This window comes from Pseudoxanthomonas daejeonensis, from assembly GCF_022637495.1.
Lineage (GTDB): Bacteria > Pseudomonadota > Gammaproteobacteria > Xanthomonadales > Xanthomonadaceae > Pseudoxanthomonas > Pseudoxanthomonas daejeonensis.
The window spans coordinates 1,412,728-1,431,754 of sequence record NZ_CP093331.1 but is presented as its reverse complement, the minus strand read 5'-3'; the positions used below and the strand labels follow the sequence as shown (position 1 = coordinate 1,431,754).

The window sequence follows — 19,027 nt, the reverse complement described above, 5'->3', positions numbered from 1 at the left end:
CGGTGTCGGTGTCGCGGTCATGCCCGCTCCTACGGGGCTGAAATGCTGCCGCTGCAGTCGGCGCCTCGCCTGGCTCCATCCTGCAAGGACGACACCGGTACGCGGGTGAGCGCGATGTCTTCCTTGTTGATGGCGTAGGCCACGTAGAGGAAGCCGCTCCAGACCACGCTCTTGGGATAGTGGTATCCAGGTCGCTTGTAGCGACCCTCGTGGCGCAGTGCGGGCAGGTCGCGCCGTCCGCGCAGCAGGAAGGCGCGATCGAAGCATTCGCCGTCGTTCGACAGCGCCACCGCCAGCGGGATGCGCACGCGATCGATGTTGGGCGCGTTGACCAGGAACGCCGTGCCATCGGGCAGGTTGCCGGCGCTCTGCTTGGCCCGGGCGTCGGGCATCGCGGTCAGCGCGGGCGTCGTCCAGTGCTCGCCGCGATCGCAGCTTTCGCTGGCCAGTTGCCGGAAGCTGCTGGCCTGGTCGCGGAACACCATCACCGCGCACTCCGCGCCGTCGTCATCACGGCGCAGGAACAGGCTCGGTTCCAGCTCGCGGCTGACCCGGCCCTCGTGCGGCAGGTTGGCCATCGCGCCGCGCTGCCAGCCGCTGATGCCGAGCGGATCGTCGGTGAAGAACGGCGCGACGATCATCCCCGGCCGGGTATGGAACGCGGTGATGACGCGGCCACCGGCCAGGGCATGCGGATCCTGTTCGATGATGCCCTCGACCGGCGCACCGTCCGCGCCGAGCACGCGCTGTGGCGCCGACCAGGACGCGCCATCGCGGCTGAGCATGTACTCGGTCCAGCCGCCATCGCCCGACTGGAAGCCGGTTGGCCAGACGTTGAGATAGGCAACCAGCGTCTGGCCATCGCTCCACCAGCCACCGTTGGAATACATCGTGTCGCCGCTGCCGGCCGCCACCAGGACCTGCGGCGCGCTCCAGTGGATGCCGTCGTCGCTGTGGCTGGCGAGCACGCGCGTGTCGGGCGAATCCTCGTCGCGCGCCGAGTTCTGCCACTGCGCGTACAGCCGGCCCTTGAACCCGACCAGCACCGCGCCGTTGTTGAACAGTCCCTCCCCGGCGGCAGGCGCGAACACCGTGATGTCCTCGGTGCCCGGCGCGCGGCGCAGGCCCAGGTCCGGCGAAGCCGGCTCGAACAGCCCGGGTGCCAGCGAGTACGGCGCGGCCTCCACGGAGGTCGGGTACCCGGCTTGCGCGGCAGGGATCATCGCGGCCGCAGCCGCGATGGCGAACGCGATGGCGGGCAAGAGGCGAGTCACGTAGCTGTGGCCGCGCTCAGTAGTCGAGCGCGCGATACCTGAAGTCGCGGAAGTGCACCTTGCCTTCGCCGGCGGCATAGATCGCCGGCTTCAGCGCCAGGAACTGGCCGGCGACGTTGTGGTGGTAGCCGGACACTTCCATCTGCACCGGGTACTTCTCCCAGGTCTTGCCGTCGGTGCTGGTATGGAAGGTGACGATGTGCTGGTTGTTGGTCACCCGCAGCCACAGCTTGCCGCCCTTGCCCGCGGCCAGTCCGTTGCTCGGGCGTTCCTGGCCGTAGCGGTGCATGACGAACTTCTCGCCATTGCTGCCCACGCCCACGTACAGGCGGTCGCTGTAGAACAGCAGCGCGCCGCCGATCGCACCCGGTTCGATCTCCATCTCCACTTCGAACTGGTAGGCCTTGTCGCCGGCGATCACGGTCAGCGGCGAGCTGTCGCGCGGCGTCTTGCCCTTGCCCTGCACGCTCATCGTGCCGCTGCCGAACGACAGGCGCCGGTACTCGTCCTGCGCGGGATTGAAGAAGGACCATTGGTGTCCCAGTCGCTTGCCGTCGAACGTGTCCGACAGCGCCATGCCGTGCTGGCCCACCGACTCCCCGCCCGGCTTCTTCAGCGGCTGTCCGAGGTCACCGCCCCCGGCCACGAACCAGCCATCGTCGGTCCACTCGATCGGTTCAAGCAGCGCCTGCCGGCCCAGCGTCCAGTAGCCGTTCTCGTAGCCGTGGTACATCGTCCACCAGCGGCCGTCGGTACCTTCGATCACGGTGGCGTGTCCGCGCGACCACCACGGCTCGCTGCGGTCGACGGTGCGCACGATCGGGTTGTGCGGCGAGTTCTCCCACGGGCCATGGATCGACCTGGAGCGCGCGGTGATCACCATGTGCCCGGTCGGCGGGCCGGCGGTGCCGCCGACCGCGGTGGTCATGTAGTACCAGTCCCCGCGCTTGTTGATCTTCGGGCCTTCCTGCGCGTAGCCCTCCACGTCCCAGCTTTCGGGATACTTCCAGCCGTCATACACGTGCTTCGGTTCCCCGACCACGCTCAGGCCGTCGTCGGCCAGCTGCACGTAGTCGCCCCCGGACAGGAACAGGTAGCGCTTGCCGTCTTCGCCGACCGCGTGGCCCGGGTCGATGTACTTGCCCAGGCCGATGTTGACCGGCTCGCTCCACGGGCCGCGGATGTCGTCGGCCCAGACCACGTAGTTGCTCCGGGTGACGCCCTCGGTGCCGCCGGTGCGGGCGGGGAAGTAGATGTAGTAGCGGTCCCCATGCCTGATGATGTCCGGCGCCCAGATCGATCCGACGTTCTTCGTGATCGCGTGGCCGAGCGGCTGCCAGTTCACCAGGTCGCGTGAGTGCCAGATCGGCAGGCCGGGATAAGCGTCGAACGAGGACGAGGTCAGGTAATAGTCGTCGCTGTCCTTGAGCACCGACGGGTCGGGCCGGTCGCCGGCGAACACCGGGTTGAGGAAGGTGCCGTCGCCGAGGTCGGCCTGGCGCTGGTGCTCGATGCCACGCTTCCACGGGCTGGCGGCATCGACCGCGCCGGCGATGGGCGCCAGTGCGAGGGTCGCGAGCAGCGGCAGTGTGAGGAACAGTAGGGAATGAAATGGACGGAGGGCCATGTCTGGTCCTTGGGCGGGCGCGGGGGAGGCGGTGCGAAGTCGCGAAAAACCGCGGATGACACCGATGGTCAGTCGACCGTAGCAGACCCCATGCGCTACCGGCATCCTGCGCCGCAACACGGTGCGCGGCGCGGGCGCGGCTAAAGTGGGATTGTCCGCGGGTGGTTCGCCATGGCCGGATGACACCGATAGTCCACTCCGGTCCCGGTCCGCCGGACCTCTTCCGAAACCAGACCAGACGCCATGCCCGACCCTTCGACCGCCGCTCGCCGCCGCCTTTCCCGCTTGCCCGTATTGCTGCTGCTGTTGGGCTGTGCCGCCGCCAGCCAGGCCACGGTCGATCCGTCGGTGGCCGAACGGCCGCCAGTCACGCCCATCCGCGCCAGCAAGATCATCCTGGTCGGCGATTCGACCACCGCGGTGCAGGGCGGCTGGGGCCCGTCGTTCTGCGCCGACCACGTGGCCTCGTTCCTGGCCTGCGTGAACCTGGCCCGCGGCGGGCGCAGCACCTACAACTACCGCGCCGAAGGATCCTGGGACATCGCCTTGCACGAGATGCGCGGCGATGCTTACGCCGGTGGCGTGTATGTGCTGATCCAGTTCGGCCACAACGACCAGCCGGGCAAGCCCGGCCGTTCGACCGACCTGGCGACCGAGTTCCCGGAGAACCTGCGCCGCTACGTTCGCGAAGTACGCGCTGCGGGTGCCGTGCCGGTGCTGCTGACCCCGCTGACCCGGCGCCAGTTCAAGGACGGCGTGCTCATCGACGATCTCGCCCCGTGGGCCGACGCCACGCGCAAGGTCGCCGCCGAACTCGATGTGCCGCTGGTGGACCTCCACGCGCGCAGCGTCGCCGCGGTGCAGGGCATGGGTCCGGTCCAGGCGATGCGCTTCGCCCAGGCGCGGCCGCTCCCCGCGCAGGTCACCGCCGCACAGGCCGGCACCACCATCGGCGCACCGCCCCCGATGACGGTCGATGCGGTGGCGAAGCCGACGCCGACGCGCGCAGTGGCGCAGGACAATGCCGCGGTCGAGCCGATGGGTACGCCCAAGGCCGCGTTCGATTACACCCATCTGGGTCGCGAGGGCGCGGACTTCTTCGCCGCCACCGTCGCCGACGAACTCGCGCGGCAGGTGCCGGCGCTGCGACGCAACCTGATTCCATGAAGGACGACCCGGCTTCCCTCGCGCGACCGTTAGACTGCGGAAACAACCGGACAGGATGCCGCGCATGAAGATCACGCCCACGCCCGTCACCGCCGCGCTGGCGGGTGTATTCGCGGGCGTGGTGATGCCGCTGCTCTGGCCACGCCTGGGTGATGACACCTTGAACTGGATCTTCGCCTTCCTGCTGGTGATCGCGCTGCCCGCGCATGCGCTGGTCGTGGGCTTCAACACGCCGCGCGAGTCGGCCGCCCGCGACGGGCTGGATACGGCGTTGCTCAAGCGCGTGGCCGCGTGGCTGGTCGCGGCGCTGGCGACGGTCGCCTTGACCAAGGCGCTGCCCTTGTAGAACCGGGCTTGCCCGGCTGATCTTCGTCGCCGTTTCCGAGCAAAAGCAGCCGGTCAAGCCCGGCTCTACGTCGCCAAGATCAACCTGGGGTTCGCGGCGCGTAGTTCCCACAAAAAAAAAAGGCCGGGCAAGCCCGGCCTTCTTCGTTTGCCTGCGCTCACGCCGAACTCAGTGCACCGAGCGCCGGTTGTTCAAGTGCGTGACTTCCTCGGCCTGGCCTTCCAGAGCCACGCGAACGAACAGGCCCTCGGCCTTGCGGCCACCAAGCGGCAGCGACACCGTCGTGGTCTTGGGCAGCAGGTCGGTCGGCGCGGCCAGCGCCGGCACGGCCACGCGCGCCAGCTCGCGGCCGCGCGCGTCTTCCAGCACCGCAAAACCTGCGCCGGTCGCCACGTGGCCCAGGCTGTGCACGGTCACCTCGACCGCATCGCCGGCCACGCGTACATCGCCACGGCCGATGCCCAGGTCCGGACGCGTCTCCACGGCCGTGCCCTTCTCGATCAGCTCGAACTCCATCACCACCGTCTGCATCGGCGGCAACAGCACGTCGACCGACCCGCTCTTTTCCAGCGCGAACTCGCGCGTGGACGCCTTGCCGTCGATGCGGTCGTCGCCATCGCGATCCACGCCCGACGTCATGCGCCAGGTTCCCGGTTCGACGTTCCAGCCGGTCAGCGTCGCCGGATGCGCCTTGCCGTCGAGGTTGAAGCCGATCACCTTGAAGCGGTCGCGGCGTGCGTCGGGCATCAGGATCGCGACCTGCTCGGCGCCGCCTTCGCGGGCGAAACGCCAGCTCACCGTATGCCCCGGATACGACTGGTTGCGTTCCAGCGCCACGCCGCCAAGGCGTTCGCGCTGCAGAAGCTCGCTGGCCGATTCCACGCGATCGGACCACCAGTGGCCCTCGGTGACCATGTACTCGCGCAGCGCCTTGAGCTCGATCGATTCGGCGTGCATCGCCTCCAGGTACTTCTTGTCGCCGGTTTCCTGCCAGGCGGCCAGGCTGGCGAAACCGGTATCGCCCTTGTCCGCGGCGGCGACCAGTGCCTTGCCCCAATCGTCCTGGCGGCCGAGCACGCCGATGTAGTTCTCGCCCAGGTTGGACAGGCTGCCCGGCCCGCTGCGGCCGGCGCGGTAGTCGAGCGCCTTGAGATATCGCTCGTCGCCGGTCCAGCGCCAGGCGGTCCAGAACAGGTGCATGGTGTCGCCACCGCCCGAACCCCTGATCAGTTCGCCGCCGCGCGTCTTGCCGGTGGCCCAGTTGATTTCGTTCGGCAACACCCAGGTGCCGTCTTCGGCGGTGTAGGCGTGGGCCAGGTATCCGTCGGCCAGGCCGGTGACCAGCTTGCGACCGGTCGGATCGGCATTCCAGTCGCCGACCAGGAACGCCGGATGCAGCGCCGGGAACGAATAGGGCTTCTGCCACTGCCAGTTCGGGTCGCGGTAGACCTTGTTGCCGCCGAACCAGTTGCTCGACCACAACAGGTGGCCCTGCGGATTGGGCAGGATGATCTTCTCGTCGTAGGCCTTGACCGTTTCCATCAGCCGCTCGACGGTCAGCGGATCGCCCCAGTTGAGGTAGAGCATCGCGCTGTTGGCGTTGATGCCTTCCTCGTAGGCATGCAGTTCGTCGGTTTCGATCGTGCTCAGGCCGTGGGCGAACATGCCGTTGCGGTAGATCGCATCGGATACGGCGGTCAGCGACGCATTGAGCCTGTCGGGCTTGATGCCCATCAGCGCCGCGCCCGGCCACTGCTGCACCAGGTCGGAGTCGTCGGACAGGCCGCCGCCGAAATCGCCGTACTCGACCTGGCGGTTGTCGATCCACCAGTCAATGAAGCGGCGCACGTACTGCATGTCCTGCGTCTGCAGGAACGCCCATTGCGGCACGCCCTTCGGCGCCTGCGGCAGCGTGAACGCCGGTCGGCCCTGGCTGTTGTAGCTGATGTAGTTCCAGTACTGGCGGCCCTGCTCGTGGTCAGGATCGACGCGCAGCAGGTCGGAGAGGTCGGCATGGACGCGCGCGTACAGGCGCTGGCGCTTGGAGGTGGTGTGCTCCTCGACCAGGAAGCCCCAGTTGTCGCGCACCTGGTTGAAGCGGTCGGCAACGTGCTCCTTCTTCGCTTCCGCCCGGTCCTTGAACACCAGGCGGATCTCGGCGCCATCGAGTGACGCCGCGTTGAAGCCGGGCGTGGCCGAAGCGACGCTGATCCACAGGCTGTCGGCGGTGAGGATGCGATCGCGCAGGTCCAGCCACAGCGTGCGCTTCTGGCCCGGCTTGACCGACACCGACACGTCGATCATGTCGCGCGCGGGCCAGATCGGATCCTTGATGCGGATGTTGAGCGGGATGAGCCCGTCCTGCGTCGCCGGCAGGTCCAGCGCGGGGATGTCGATTGCCACGCCATCCAGGCCGTCGTACATGTTTTCCCAGCTGTGCGCCCAGCTGCGGATCAGCGGTTGCGCGGCGGGCGCGTCGCCGACGCTGGACGGGATGAGCACGTGCACGATTGGTTCTGGCGAAGCCGGCAGGGTGCCGTCACTCCGCTTGCGCGAACCGGCGCCCTTGGGCAGCGCCATCACCGTGCTGCGTGCGCCCGGGAGGAAGCGGCCGTCGATGTACTGCTGCAAGGCCTGCACGTTGCCGTAGTCGGGAAGCACCTTGCTGTCGACGAGATACGTCTGCTTGACCGTGCCTTGCGGCTCGGCCGCATCGGTCACGTTGTAGGCCCAGATCTCCTGGATCGGGGTTTCCGGCGTGGTGTTGGTGAAGCGGACATGGCCGCCCTTGCGTGGCGCGAACTGGTCGACGCTGCGCACGATGCCCTGCGGACGCTCGAACAGCGCAGCCTGGTGCGCGACATCGGTGCCGTGGCTGGCCTTGCCATACGCGGCCCCGCGGATCTCGATGCGGTTGAACGGCTCGTCGGGCATCGCCAGGTCCAGCGCCTGGCCGCCTTCGACGTAGGTGTTCCAGTCCGGCAGCTGGAAGTAGTCATCGCGTCCCGCCAGTCGCGAGCGGTTGTACACGCCAGGCCAGGTGGTCTCGGGAATCCCGTCGGTGCCCTTCCACATCCACTGCTTCTTGTCCTTGACGTCGGCGAAGCCGAGCGTGCGGATCGAGGTCGTCGCCGACGCCAGCGCTGGCGGCGCGCCGTGGTCCCAGCCATGGCGGTGCTGCCAGGCAGCCCGCAGCGCGGTGTCGCCAATCGCCACCGATGTCGCCGCTACCGCGCGGGCCAAATCGCCGCGCCGGGCCAGCGTCGCCATCGCCGGCGCGTCGAGCATGCGGTCGTAGACGCGGATCTCGTCGAAGTCGCTGCCGCGCAGGAAGTTGTAGCGGCTTTGCACCTGGTACGGCGCCATCACCCGTCCGGCGAGGCCGAGCTGGTCGAGCGCGGCATCGTAGTCGGCGGTGGTGTCGACCTTGGCCACTTCCTTGCCGTCGATGTACAGGCGCACGCCCTGGGTTTCGTCCCAGGCGAATGCCAGGTGCATCCAGTCCTCCGGGCCGGGCGCCTTGTCGAGCTTGAACGACACCCGCGTGCGCGCCAGGTTGGCGTCGGTGACGAAGGCATCGAACCCGTGGCCGTTCCAGTCGATGCGCAGCCAGGCCATGTCCCAGCTGCTGTGGTCGGCATAGCCGACGCGGAAGATCACGAACGGCGCCTCGCCCACTGCGTAGCGCGGGCGCCAGAAGAACGACAGCGTGCCGCGCTCGGCGAAAATGTTCCCCGGCGCATTCCAGGCGAGTACGCCGTCGTCGGCCCATTCGATCGCGCCACCCTGCACGCCGGTCGGAACAATCTTCACCCGGTCCTGGAAGTTCGGTACCGCTTCGCCTCCAGCGTGGTCGGCCACGAAGCCCTCGTCGGCCGAGACGCGGAACAGCAGCTGTGGCGTGCGGTCGACGTCGTTGCCGGCATGGGCGGGCGCGGCAGCCAGGGTGGCGGCAACGAGGACGGCGAGCAGGGCGGGACGCATCGGGTCAGTCATCGGATCGGTGTTCCACTTGCATGAGCGTGAGTATGGGTGGCCTCAGGGCGCCGCGTCGCCGGCCGCATGGACCTTGCGCCAGCGCGGGAGTTCCTGTGCCAGCAGCTTCTCCGGCCAGGTGCCGTACCAGCCGTAGCCGGTCCGGCGTTCGTTGGACAGGTCGGCGAACCGCACCGGCCGGCTGTCGCGATCCACGAACAACGGCTGTTGCCGTTCCAGGTCGTAGAAGCGCGCCCACAGCGAGGCGCCCGGTTCGGCGACCACCCGCACGTCCTTGCCGGTCTCCTCGGCGGGGGCGTCGAAACGGTGCAGCGCGAGGTCGGGCAGGCGGTGTTGTTCCAGCCAGCGTGCGGCCGACTCGATCGCCGCAACGGTGCGTGCGTCCGGTCGGGGCTGGCGCATCAGCAGGCGCACCACCGCCACCGACTCGGCCACCGCCAGCGATGGCAGCTCGTAGGCGCGGGCCTTGGCCGGCTGCAGGGTGGTCTCGTCGTACTGCGCGGCCCAGATCGTCGGCTGCCCATCGATCCGCACCTGCAGGGCGAGCAGGCTGTCCAGGCCGCGCTGCACGGCCGCAGCGGCGCGGGGGCCGTACTCGGGAGCCAGCAGCGCCATGTCGCCGCGGCGATCGGCGATGTCCTGCAGCAGGCCGATCGCATGGACCATCGCATCGTCGTTGAGCGTTATCTGGTGCCGGTACGAGGAGTGGTCCGGGTAGAACTGCGGCCAGCCGCCGTTGGCGTACTGCGCGCGCAGCAGGTACTCGACGCCGCGGCGCGCACCGTCCAGGTAGGCCGGGTTTCCGGTCCGCGCATGCGCCTGCACCAGGTAGGCGATCTCGCGGGTCGTGGCCTCGTTGTCCAGGGTCGCATCGTCGTGGCGGCCTGGCGCGTGCAGCGCGGCCCGTTCGGCTGCGTCGTAGGTCCGCGCGTAGTCGACTTTCTTCTCGCGGTAGTGCTTGGACCAGCCGCCGGAAGGCGTCTGCAGCAACAGCATGTTCTCGGCGACCGGATCGCCCGCGTGCGTGGGCGCCGCCGCGCTCGCGCGGGCGGCCGGCAACGCGGCCAGCAGCACCAGCAGCAGTCGCGGGTAGATCGAAGGCGTCATCGGCAGGGTCTCCACGGGTCGGGAACCGCCGCGTGGCGGCGGGCCCCGGTGCGCATCTTCCAGCACGGGCCACCCGCGGTCCGCCGGCGCCGGAGCGCCGGCGGACGCGAGTGGAGATCCCGTTCGCGCCCGGGGGAGGCCGTTCGCGAGCGGGCCATCAGGTCAGAACTTGTAGCGCGCGCCGAGGAAGTACTGGCGGCCGTTGACGGTGTAGCGGTCGGGCATCTTCAGGGTCGAGTCGACGTAGCGCGAATCGGCGGTGTCGGTCAGGTTGATCGCTTCGAAGGTCAGGGTCAGGTTGTCGCCGAACCGGTAGGCCATGTTGAAGTCGACGTTCTGCACCGAGTCCTTGCCGGTCACGTCCGGCGTGATCAGCTGGTTGCCGTCCAGGTCCCAGACGTTCTCGCGGGTCAGGATCTCGCTGATGTAGCCGTCCCGGTAGCTGGTGGACAGGCGGGCGCTGAAGCGGCCGTCGTCGTAGTACAGCGTCGCGTTGTACGAGTTGGGCGACAGGTTGATCAGGTCGTTGTTGGTGTACTGGGTGACGACGGTGGTGTTGCTGTTGGCCGCCGTGCTGAACAGATAGGTGATCTCGGACTCGACATGCGTGTAGTTCAGCTGCAGGCCGAAGTTGCGCCATGCGCCGGGCAGGAAGGTGAACGGCTGCTGGTAGGTCAGCTCGTAGCCTTTCAACGGGCCACCCGGGGTGTTGAAGTAGCTCTGCACGTTGAACACGGTGTCCGGGCCGAAGCCGGCCGGCAGCAGGTCCAGCGGGTAGCCCATGTCTTCCCAGGTGCTCAGCAGGCGGGTGCGCTGGATGTAGCTCTCGATGTCCTTGTAGAAGATCGCGCCGGACAGCAGCGCGCCTTCGGCGAAGTACCACTCGGCGATCAGGTCGTAGTTGGTCGAGCGGAACGGTTCCAGCTGCGGGTTGCCGAGGTTGATCGAGTAGGTGCGGCCGTCGTCGAAGTACTGGGTCGGGCCGCCGCTGACGCCCGGAGAGAGGTACAACAGGGCCGGACGGGCCATGGTCTTGGCCGCGCCGAAGCGCAGCACCAGTTCGTCGGTCAGGTCCCAGGCCACGTTCAGGGCCGGCAGCACGTCCTGGTAGTCGTGGGTGACCTCGGTGGAGACCAGGTAGCGGTCGCCGGCCGCGGCCGTGGCGCTGGCCACGCCGAAGAAGGCCTCGCAGTTCTCGGAATTCTGCGCCGGGTTGGTCGCCGCGCACGGGGCCCAGCCGGAAGCGGTGATCTGGGTGTTGACCACGCGCACGCCGACGTTGCCGCGGAACGCGCGCTCGAGCAGCTCGGTGTTGAAGTCCAGCTGCAGGTAGCTGCCCAGGCTGCGTTCGTTGACCTCGAAGTTGTTGTTGGAGGCGCCGAAGTGGCCGACGCTGGCCAGGCGGTAATCACCGCCCAGCGCGCCGCTGTTGCAGTTGCAGTAGATGTCCAGCAGCTCGGCGACCTTGTTGAAGTCCGGCACCAGCCAGCTGGCGGGGGCGCCCGACAGGTTGTTGCCGAAGCCATCCAGGGTGGTGCTCAGGTCACCCACGCCCACGCCGGCCGGCAGCGCCTGCGCCAGGCGGCCGTAGCTGATGTGCCGGTACTCCTCCGAGCTCATGTCGTAGCTCTTGTACGCCAGGCCGCCACGCAGGGTGAAGGTCTGATTGAGGGTGAACTCGAGGTCGACCTTGGCCGTGTCGAACGTGTTCTCGACATACTGCGGGTTGAGTCGGACCTCGCTGATGTTGGTGCCGCGCGCGGTGCCGTTGCTGTTCACCGGCACGGCGCCATAGCCAAGCCACGACCACGCCGAAGGATCGTTGAGCGCGAACGGGAAGGTCATGCGCGGCATGTCCGGGTCGCCGCGCAGGTCCAGGACGAAACCGTCCATGTTCTGGTTGTCGAAGCTGACCAGCGAGAATACCGGGCGCTCGTAATCGGAGCTGGAGTGGCCGATCTGCGCGTCCAGGCGGACGGAGTCGTTGATGTGCTGCTCCAGGGTCAGGCTGTACTGCTGGAACTCGGTGCTTTCCTCGATCGCGGTCGACTCGGTGCGGAAGTCGACGTTGTCGAACACGCCGTAGGTCAGCCGGTTCATGCTGTCGACCTCGGCCTCGCGCACCACGATCTGGGTCTTGCCGCCGAGGTTGGCGGCGCGGTGCAGGTTGGCGCCCAGCGAGTCCTCGCGCTGGTCCTTGGACAGGCTCGAATACATTGCGTCGAAGCTGAGCACGGTGTCGTCGGACGGCTTCCACTGCAGCGCGCCGGTCACGCCGATGCGCTCGATCTCGTGCGCGGTGCGGATGTAGCGCGGGTAGCGCGGCAGCCAGGCGTTGGTCGCGGTCTCGTAGGCGGCGATGTTCCCCGGCGTGTTGGCCGGGCGCGGCAGGCCGGTGCCGCAGGTGGTCGAGGTGATGCCGAAGCTGCCCCAGCCGTTGTTGCGGTCCTGGTTGGCCTGCGAGCCGCTGCCGGCCGGGGTCTCGTTGGCCAGCGGGTTGCGCGGGGTCTGCGGGTTGTAGCCGACCGGCGAGCAGAAGCCGTAGGTGCCGTTGTTGGCGGCGGTGGACTGGTTGGAGTTGCGGTGGTTGCCGTGCTCCCAGCGCACCGGGTTGTAGCCTTCCTCGTACACGTTGCGCTTGCTGTAGGACGCCGACAGCAACGCACCGAAGGTGCCGTCCGCCCACGTGTTGGACACCAGGCCCGAGATGCGCGGGTCGAACTTCTCGGTCAGCTCGCCGTAGCCGACCTGGGCGCTGGCCGACGCACGGAAGCCGTCGTAGTCGAACGGGCGCGAGGCGCGCAGGTCCACGGTCGAACCCAGCGAGCCTTCGTCCATCTGCGCCGACTGGGTCTTGTTGACCTTGACCTGGCTGAAGAGCTCGGAGGCGAAGGTATTGAAGTCGAAGCCGCGGCTGCGGTTGACGCCACCGGTGCCGGTGCCGGCGGTGGCCAGCGCCTCCAGGCCGTTCAGGCGCACGCGGGTGAAATCCGAACCGAGGCCGCGGATCGAGATGCGCTGGCCTTCGCCGCCTTCGCGGTCGATCGACACACCGGCAATGCGCTGCAGCGACTCGGCCAGGTTCTGGTCGGGGAACTTGCCGATGTCCTCGGCGAAGATCGCGTCCACCTGTTCAGTGCTGTAGCGCTTCTCGTCGAGCGATTTCTGCAGGCTCTGCCGGTAGCCGGTGACGGTCACCTTGTCCAGGTCGGCGATGTTCTCGCCGGGCGTGGGCGCTTCCACTTCCTGGGCTACGACCGGTGCGGAAAGCACCATGGCGATCGTGGCGGCAAGCAAGGTAACCGGTGTCTTCCGAAGACTGGCGTGATGCTGCATCGGGTTTTCCCTCCCAGGAGTGTCGTTGCGCAGGCGTGGAGCCGGATCGGACGGCGATACCGTGGTTCCGGCGATGGCTGGTGTCGATGACACCGATGGTCAAAGGCAAAACTAACAGCGCCCCGGAGGGTTGGCATCTTGCAGCGCAGCACCTTGGACGCACGCGATCGGTGCACTCCGCCGGGCCGGACCGCGCGGGCGGCGGACAAAAAAAGCCGGGGCGGTCGGGCCGCCCCGGCTTGCATCACGACTGCATGGACAGGATCAGAACGTGTAGCGCATGCCCAGCAGGAAGGTGCGGCCGGTCTCGCTGTATTCCAGCGGCAGCGAGACGTTGGGGTTGGAAACCCACGATTCCTGCGGCTCGTTGGTCAGGTTGCTGCCTTCCAGGCTGAGCTCGACGTTGTCGGCCAGCTTGTAACGGACCGAGGCATCGAGCACCGTGGTGCCGCTCTGGCCGTGAACGCCGTTGGCCGCGCTGTTGAAGCCGGTCTCGGTACCCGGCACCTGGATCAGGAAGTCGTCGCGGTTGGTCGCCGAGATGCGGCCGGAGAAGCGCTCGCCTTCGTAGAACACGGTGGCGTTCCACGAATTCTTCGACTGGCCGGTCATCGCGGTCTTCTGCGCGGCGACGCCGCTCGACAGCAGGTACTGGATCTCCGAATCGACGTAGGTGTAGTTCAACTGCACGCCGAAGTTCTGCCAGATGCCCGGCAGGAAGGTGAACGGCTGGGTGTAGTTGAACTCCAGGCCGGTCAGGTCGCCGCCGGGGGTGTTGATCGGCACGGTGAACACGAACTCGTCGTTGACCGTGGCGGTGGTGCCGTCGAGCAGGCTGGCCGGCAGGCCGCTGTCGGCGTAGACGCGCGATTCGCGGGTGTTCTGGATGAAGCTGTCGATGTCCTTGTAGAACACCGCCAGGCCCAGCATCGCGCCTTCGTCGAAGTACCACTCCAGGCCCAGGTCGGCGGTCGTGGCGCGGGTCGGATCCAGCAGCGGATTGCCGCCGCTGACCGTGCGCGCGCTGCCGCTGACGCTGACGGTGACGCCCGGGGTCAGGCTGCCCAGGCCCGGACGCGACATGACTTCGGCGGCGCCGAGGCGCAGCAGCAGGTCGGGAGTGAGCTCGGCGACCAGGTTCAGCGACGGCAGGGTGTCGCTGTACTCGCGATCGACCGTGACCGCCGTCGGCACGCCGCTGGCGGTGGCGATGCCGGTGGAGGACTGCTTGGTCTTGACGTAGCGCACGCCGAAGTTGCCCGACAGCGGGATCGAGCCGAGGTCGGCCGCGAACTGGCCCATCAGCCAGGCGCCGCGGTCTTCCTCTTCCACGCTGCGGTCGCTGGGCGCGTAGTTGGACAGGGCGAAGGTGCCTTCGCCGCTGAGCACGCCGAACAGGTCCACAATCTGGTCGAAGTTCGGGACGACCCAGGTGCCCGGGTTGCCGGTCATGCCGCGCAGGCTGGCCAGCTCGGTCATGTTGGCCGGCACGACGGTGGTGCCGCCGGGGAACGTCGGCACGATGGTCTCGGTCGCGGTGCGGCGACGCTCGATCGAATCGAAGCTGTAGTCCTTGGCCTGGATGCCGCCCTTCAGGGTGAAGGAGGGGCCGAACACCCAGCTGAAGTCCAGCTCGCCGGTGTCGAACTCGTTGGTGACGTAGTTTTCGCGCAGGCGGATGGTGGACAGGGTCCAGCCGTTCGGGTCGGTCGGGCTGACGCCGTAGTTGAACACCGGCTTGTTCATGTTGCCGCGGTAGTCGTAGCTGTAGCCGTCGACGTCCAGCTTGTCCATCATGACCGTCGCCTGGACCGGGTTGCTGTGGTCCGACTTCGAGGTGCCGATCTTGCCCGACAGGGTGAAGCTGTCGGAGAACTCGTGTTCGCCATCGAGGCTGATCTGGTGGAACTCGGTCGCCCACTCGTCGTAGCGGTGTTCGGCGCGGATGTCGACGTTGTCCATCTGCGCGTAGACCAGGCCGCCGTTCTGGACGACGCCGTCGTTGACCAGGATCTGCGACTTGCCGGCCGCGCCGGTCTTGCTCAGGCCGTTGGCCTCGATGTACTTCTCGCGGCGCTCGGCGTCGATCTTCGAGTACAGCATGTCCAGGTTGAACTGGGTGCTGTCGGTCGGGCGGAACTGCAGCGCGCCGGTCACGCCCAGGCGCTGCTGGTCGTGCTCCATCAGCGTGTAGCGCGGGAAGCGCGGCGCGAAGACGTCGGCCTGCAGCGCCGGCTTGAACGCCGAGTTCGGGTTGAAGCCGCCGTTGGCCGGGCCGTTTGCCCAGCGCACCGTGCCGGAGCCTTCCTCGACCGTCTCGCGCTCGGAGTAGGCGACCGAGAGCAGGGCGCCGAACTTGCCGTCGGCCCAGGTGTCGGCAATGATGCCGGCGAAGCGCGGGCTGGCGGCGCCGGCGGCGTCGTTCCAGCTGGCCTGCACGTTGGTGACGGCGGTGAAGCCGTCATAGTCGAACGGGCGTGCGGTGCGCAGGTCGACCGTGGCGCCCAGCGAACCTTCGTCCACGTCGGCCGATGCGGTCTTGCGCACCACCAGCTGCGAGAACAGGTCCGAAGCGAACACGTTGAAATCGAAGCCGCGGCCGCGGTTGGTGCCGCCCTGGCCGTCGGTGCTGCCGACCGTGCTCAGCGCTTCCAGCCCGTTCAGGCGCACGCGGGTGAAATCCGGGCCCAGGCCGCGGACGGTGATCTGGCGGCCTTCGCCGCCGTCACGGCTGATGACCACGCCGGGGATGCGCTGCAGCGACTCGGCCAGGTTCAGGTCCGGGAACTTGCCGATGTCCTGGGCGACGACCGCATCGACCATGCCGATCTCGCCGCGCTTGATGTCCTGCGCACGCTCGAGGCTGGCGCGGTAGCCGGTGACGACGATGGTGTCCAGGTCGGTCGCCACTTCGGCGGTCGCCTGCGGCGCCGGATCCTGCGCCGCAGCGGCTTCCTGGGCGAACGAGGACGGCATGTAAAGCGCGAGGCCGATCGAGGCGGCCAGCAGGGTAACCGGTGTCTTCCGGCGAGTGTTCCGGGTGTGCATATCCCCTCCCAAAGGAAATACGGTGAATCGCGAAGGTCGGAATGGCTCAGGTCCAACGGATGACACCGCTGGTCAAACGGGAAGCTAACACCTGCCGCCAGCCGCATCATCTTGCAGCGCAGCAAGGGATGGTCCGACGCCATCTGGTGATCCGCGTCCGGCCGGCTAGAATTGACACCGCTGGTCAGCGGCAGCCCACGCGGTGGGACATGCCACCATCCGTGCCGTAAACCGGCACTCAGGAGAAGGGAAGATGGCGCGTGTCGTGTGTTTCGGGGAACTGCTGCTGCGCCTGAGCGCGCCGGGTCGTGAACGCCTCCTGCAGAGCCCGCAGCTGGAGGTTCGCATCGGCGGCGCGGAGGCCAACGTGGGCGTGTCGCTGTCCTGTTTCGGCCACGGCGTGGCGGCGGTAGGCACGGTGGCCGACAACGCGCTGGGCGAAGCGGCAACCGGCGAGTTGCGCCGCCATGGCCTGGACACCCGCGGCATCCGCAAGGTGCCCGGGCGCATGGGCCTGTACTTCCTCGCACCGGGTGCGATCCACCGCCCGGCCGAAGTCCTGTACGACCGGGCGGGTTCGGCCTTCGCCCTGGCCGCCGCTGACGCCTACGACTGGCCGGCGCTGCTGCAGGGCGCCGACTGGCTGCACCTGTCCGGGGTCACCCCGGCGCTGGGCGCCAACACCGCCGCCGCCGCGCTGGCCGCGGCGCGCGCGGCGCGCGCCATGGGGGTCAAGGTGTCCTTCGACGGCAACTTCCGGCCCAAGCTGTGGGAAGTGTGGAAAGGCGATGCGAAGGCGATCCTGTCCGAGCTGATGGCCGAGGCCGACCTGCTGTTCGCCGACTACCGCGACATGGGCGTGGTGCTCGGCGGCCAATACCCGCAGGCCGACGCGCTGGAGCGGGTGCAGGCGGGCGCAGCCGACGCCTTCGCCGCATTCCCGCACCTGAAGTGGATGGCATGCACCATCCGCGAACCGCGCAACGTCGACGCACATGCGCTGTCGGGCGTACTGGTCGGCCGCGACCAGGGCACCGCGCTGGCGCCGCAGGAGGAAGTGGGCCCGATCGTGGACCGCATCGGCGGCGGCGACGCCTTCGCCGCCGGCGTGCTGCACGGCCTCATCAAGGGCTGGGCGCCGGAACGCACGATCCGCTTCGGCCTGGCTGCCGGCTGCCTGAAGCATTCAATCCCGGGCGACTTCAACCTGGTGTCGGAAGCCGACGTCGAGGCGCTGGTCGGCGAAGGGCGCTACGACGTGAAGCGCTGACGCGCACCGTCTCGGATCACCGGGCACGGGCGGCTTCGGCCGCCCGTTCCGCATCCCCCTCGACGCACAGGCGGTAGCGAGCACGTTCGCTACAGGCGCGCGCTTTGCCCATACACTCGCGACGCGGGGGCAGGAGGGCGACCGGTGAATCTTCCAGAATGCCTGCGCGTGCTGGCGCTGCCGGTGATCCAGGCGCCCATGGCCGGGGTGCAGGACGAAGAACTCGCCATTGCCGTGTCACGGGCCGGAGGCCTGGGCTCGGTGCCCTGCGCGCTGCTCGACGCCAGGGCACTCGGGCAACTGCTGGGGCGGATCGCGCCGCTGGCCCTGCCCATCAACCTCAACTTCTTCTGCCATGCGATGGCCGCGCCGCGAGCTGCGGACGAAGTGCGCTGGCGCACGGCGCTGGCGCCCTACTACCGCGAGCTGGGCCTTGAACTTCCGGCGGAAACAGGCGCCGGTGTCCGCCGCCCGCTCGATGCATCGACGGTGGACCTGCTGGAGCCGCATCGTCCGCAGATCCTCAGCTTCCACTTCGGCTTGCCACTGGCCCACCTGGTGCAGCGGATCAAGGCCTGGGGCGCGACCATCCTCGCGTCCGCCACCTCGCTGGAGGAAGGCCGCTGGCTCGAGCGAAACGGCGCCGACGTCGTCATCGCCCAGGGCATCGAAGCAGGCGGCCATCGTGGCGGCTTCCGCTCGCAGGCGCCCGTGCCGCCGCCGTCCACGCGCGAGCTGGTCGTCCAGCTCCGTGCACGGTTGCGCGTGCCGGTCGTGGCGGCGGGCGGCATTGGCGACCATGGCGATGTCGAGGTCCTGCTCGCAGCGGGCGCGTGCGCCGTCCAGGCCGGCACCGCCTACCTGCTGTGCAGGGAAGCGACCACCACTGCAGTCCACCGCGCCGCACTGGAGCGGATCCCGATCGACACGGCACTGACCAACCTGTTCAGTGGCCGCCCGGCACGCGGGATCGTCAACCGGCTGATGCGGGATCTCGGAGCGATGTCCGACCTGCCGCCCCCGTTTCCCTGGGCCTCGCAGGCGCTGGCGCCGTTGCGGGCGCGTGCCGAAGCGATGGGTCGCGACGACTTCACGCCCCTGTGGTCCGGGACCGTGTCATGCCGGTTCCGCAACGTGGACGCGGCGGCGATCACCCGCTCGCTGGGGGGCGCAGCCCGGGAATCGACGGCGTAGCGTCGTCGATTCGCGTACGCCTCAGATGATCCGCAACGTGATCGCCTTGAGCACGGCGCGGGTGCGGTCGCGCGTGCCGAGCTTGTCCAGGATGGTGGACACGTAGTTCTTCACCGTGCCCTCGGCCAGGAACAGGCTGCGGGCGATCTCCTTGTTGGAGTAGCCGCCGGCGAGCAGGCGCAGGATCGCGACCTCGCGCTCGCCGAAGGTGTCGGTGGGCGGCGCCTCGTCATGGAAGCGGTAGCGCGCGCGCACCGGGTCGGTGCTGACCGGCGCGAGCAGGGTTTCCCCGGCCGCCACGCGCATGATCGCCTCATGCAGGTCTTCCGGGGCGGCGTCCTTGAGCAGGAATCCCTGCGCGCCGGCTTCGCGCGCGCGCAGCAGCAGGTCGCTGTCGTCGAAGGTGGTCAGCAGCAGGAACGGCGTGCGGTCGCCTTCGTCGCGCAGTTCGCGCAGGGCGGCGATGCCGTCCACGCCCGGCATGCGGATGTCGCTGAGGACCACGTCCACCGGCTGCATCAGCAGCGCGTCCAGCAGGCCCTGGCCGTCTTCGGCTTCAAATGCGACCTCGATGCCCAGCCGTTCCAGCAGGGCGCGCAGGCCGGCGCGGATCAGGGCCTGGTCGTCGGCGAGCGCGACGCGCAGCGGCCGTTCCATCGTGC

At 68.5% G+C, this 19,027-nt stretch carries 11 protein-coding genes; 4 read left to right on the top strand and 7 right to left on the bottom strand.

Features of this window, described 5'->3' with window-relative positions; genetic code table 11:
- Window positions 1–29: 29 nt before the first annotated feature.
- Together MNQ95_RS06470 and MNQ95_RS06465 are read right to left on the bottom strand one after the other, a co-directional pair.
- The gene (locus tag MNQ95_RS06470; protein ID WP_241954164.1) at window positions 30–1,274 is read right to left on the bottom strand and encodes a sialidase family protein; all 1,245 of its coding nucleotides are present in this window, start codon (window positions 1,272–1,274) and stop codon (window positions 30–32) included.
- A gap of 16 nt (window positions 1,275–1,290) precedes the next feature.
- Window positions 1,291–2,901, bottom strand: a complete 1,611-nt coding sequence (locus MNQ95_RS06465) for a family 43 glycosylhydrolase (protein WP_241954163.1) — start codon at window positions 2,899–2,901, stop codon at window positions 1,291–1,293.
- Window positions 2,902–3,144: 243 nt separating this feature from the next.
- Here MNQ95_RS06465 and MNQ95_RS06460 point away from each other — a divergent pair, with 243 nt between their 5' ends.
- Window positions 3,145–4,068, top strand: coding sequence for a rhamnogalacturonan acetylesterase (locus tag MNQ95_RS06460; protein ID WP_241954162.1), 924 nt, complete (start codon window positions 3,145–3,147; stop codon window positions 4,066–4,068).
- 64 nt (window positions 4,069–4,132) lie between these two features.
- Window positions 4,133–4,414, top strand: a complete 282-nt coding sequence (locus tag MNQ95_RS06455) for a hypothetical protein (protein WP_162408169.1) — start codon at window positions 4,133–4,135, stop codon at window positions 4,412–4,414.
- A 168-nt stretch (window positions 4,415–4,582) separates the two neighbouring features.
- Here MNQ95_RS06455 and MNQ95_RS06450 read toward each other — a convergent pair whose 3' ends face one another.
- The 4 genes from MNQ95_RS06450 to MNQ95_RS06435 all read right to left on the bottom strand — a co-directional run bounded on the left by MNQ95_RS06450 (window position 4,583) and on the right by MNQ95_RS06435 (window position 15,901).
- Entirely contained in the window at window positions 4,583–8,398 is a 3,816-nt protein-coding gene (locus MNQ95_RS06450; RefSeq protein WP_241954161.1) for a LamG-like jellyroll fold domain-containing protein, read from the bottom strand.
- A gap of 54 nt (window positions 8,399–8,452) precedes the next feature.
- Complete coding sequence (gene pelA / locus MNQ95_RS06445; protein WP_241954160.1) at window positions 8,453–9,517, bottom strand: pectate lyase; 1,065 nt, start codon at window positions 9,515–9,517, stop codon at window positions 8,453–8,455.
- 162 nt (window positions 9,518–9,679) lie between these two features.
- A complete protein-coding gene (locus tag MNQ95_RS06440; protein ID WP_241954159.1) occupies window positions 9,680–12,853 on the bottom strand; it encodes a TonB-dependent receptor in 3,174 nt (1,057 codons plus the stop codon).
- Window positions 12,854–13,117: 264 nt separating this feature from the next.
- Window positions 13,118–15,901 carry a TonB-dependent receptor gene (locus tag MNQ95_RS06435; RefSeq protein ID WP_241954158.1) on the bottom strand — a complete coding sequence of 928 codons (2,784 nt, stop codon included), beginning with the start codon at window positions 15,899–15,901 and terminating at the stop codon, window positions 13,118–13,120.
- Window positions 15,902–16,154: 253 nt separating this feature from the next.
- Between MNQ95_RS06435 and MNQ95_RS06430 the strand changes: the two genes are divergently transcribed.
- Both MNQ95_RS06430 and MNQ95_RS06425 read left to right on the top strand, forming a co-directional pair.
- Window positions 16,155–17,171 carry a sugar kinase gene (locus MNQ95_RS06430; RefSeq protein ID WP_162408164.1) on the top strand — a complete coding sequence of 339 codons (1,017 nt, stop codon included), beginning with the start codon at window positions 16,155–16,157 and terminating at the stop codon, window positions 17,169–17,171.
- Window positions 17,172–17,315: 144 nt separating this feature from the next.
- Window positions 17,316–18,365 carry an NAD(P)H-dependent flavin oxidoreductase gene (locus MNQ95_RS06425; protein ID WP_162408163.1) on the top strand — a complete coding sequence of 350 codons (1,050 nt, stop codon included), beginning with the start codon at window positions 17,316–17,318 and terminating at the stop codon, window positions 18,363–18,365.
- A 21-nt stretch (window positions 18,366–18,386) separates the two neighbouring features.
- On the opposite strand, the gene MNQ95_RS06420 is transcribed toward MNQ95_RS06425, so the two are convergent.
- Window positions 18,387–19,022, bottom strand: a complete 636-nt coding sequence (locus MNQ95_RS06420; RefSeq protein ID WP_425501293.1) for a response regulator transcription factor — start codon at window positions 19,020–19,022, stop codon at window positions 18,387–18,389.
- Between the last annotated feature and the right edge of the window lie 5 nt (window positions 19,023–19,027).

Bases quoted from the DNA above. Each gene is read 5' to 3' on its own strand.
- MNQ95_RS06430 (WP_162408164.1), top strand. From the start codon at position 16,155: ATGGCGCGTGTCGTGTGTTTCGGGGAACTGCTGCTGCGCCTGAGCGCG.
- MNQ95_RS06440 (WP_241954159.1), bottom strand. From the start codon at position 12,853: ATGCAGCATCACGCCAGTCTTCGGAAGACACCGGTTACCTTGCTTGCC.
- MNQ95_RS06420 (WP_425501293.1), bottom strand. From the start codon at position 19,022: ATGGAACGGCCGCTGCGCGTCGCGCTCGCCGACGACCAGGCCCTGATC.
- MNQ95_RS06465 (WP_241954163.1), bottom strand. From the start codon at position 2,901: ATGGCCCTCCGTCCATTTCATTCCCTACTGTTCCTCACACTGCCGCTG.
- MNQ95_RS06435 (WP_241954158.1), bottom strand. From the start codon at position 15,901: ATGCACACCCGGAACACTCGCCGGAAGACACCGGTTACCCTGCTGGCC.
- MNQ95_RS06460 (WP_241954162.1), top strand. From the start codon at position 3,145: ATGCCCGACCCTTCGACCGCCGCTCGCCGCCGCCTTTCCCGCTTGCCC.
- MNQ95_RS06455 (WP_162408169.1), top strand. From the start codon at position 4,133: ATGAAGATCACGCCCACGCCCGTCACCGCCGCGCTGGCGGGTGTATTC.
- MNQ95_RS06450 (WP_241954161.1), bottom strand. From the start codon at position 8,398: ATGCGTCCCGCCCTGCTCGCCGTCCTCGTTGCCGCCACCCTGGCTGCC.
- pelA (WP_241954160.1), bottom strand. From the start codon at position 9,517: ATGACGCCTTCGATCTACCCGCGACTGCTGCTGGTGCTGCTGGCCGCG.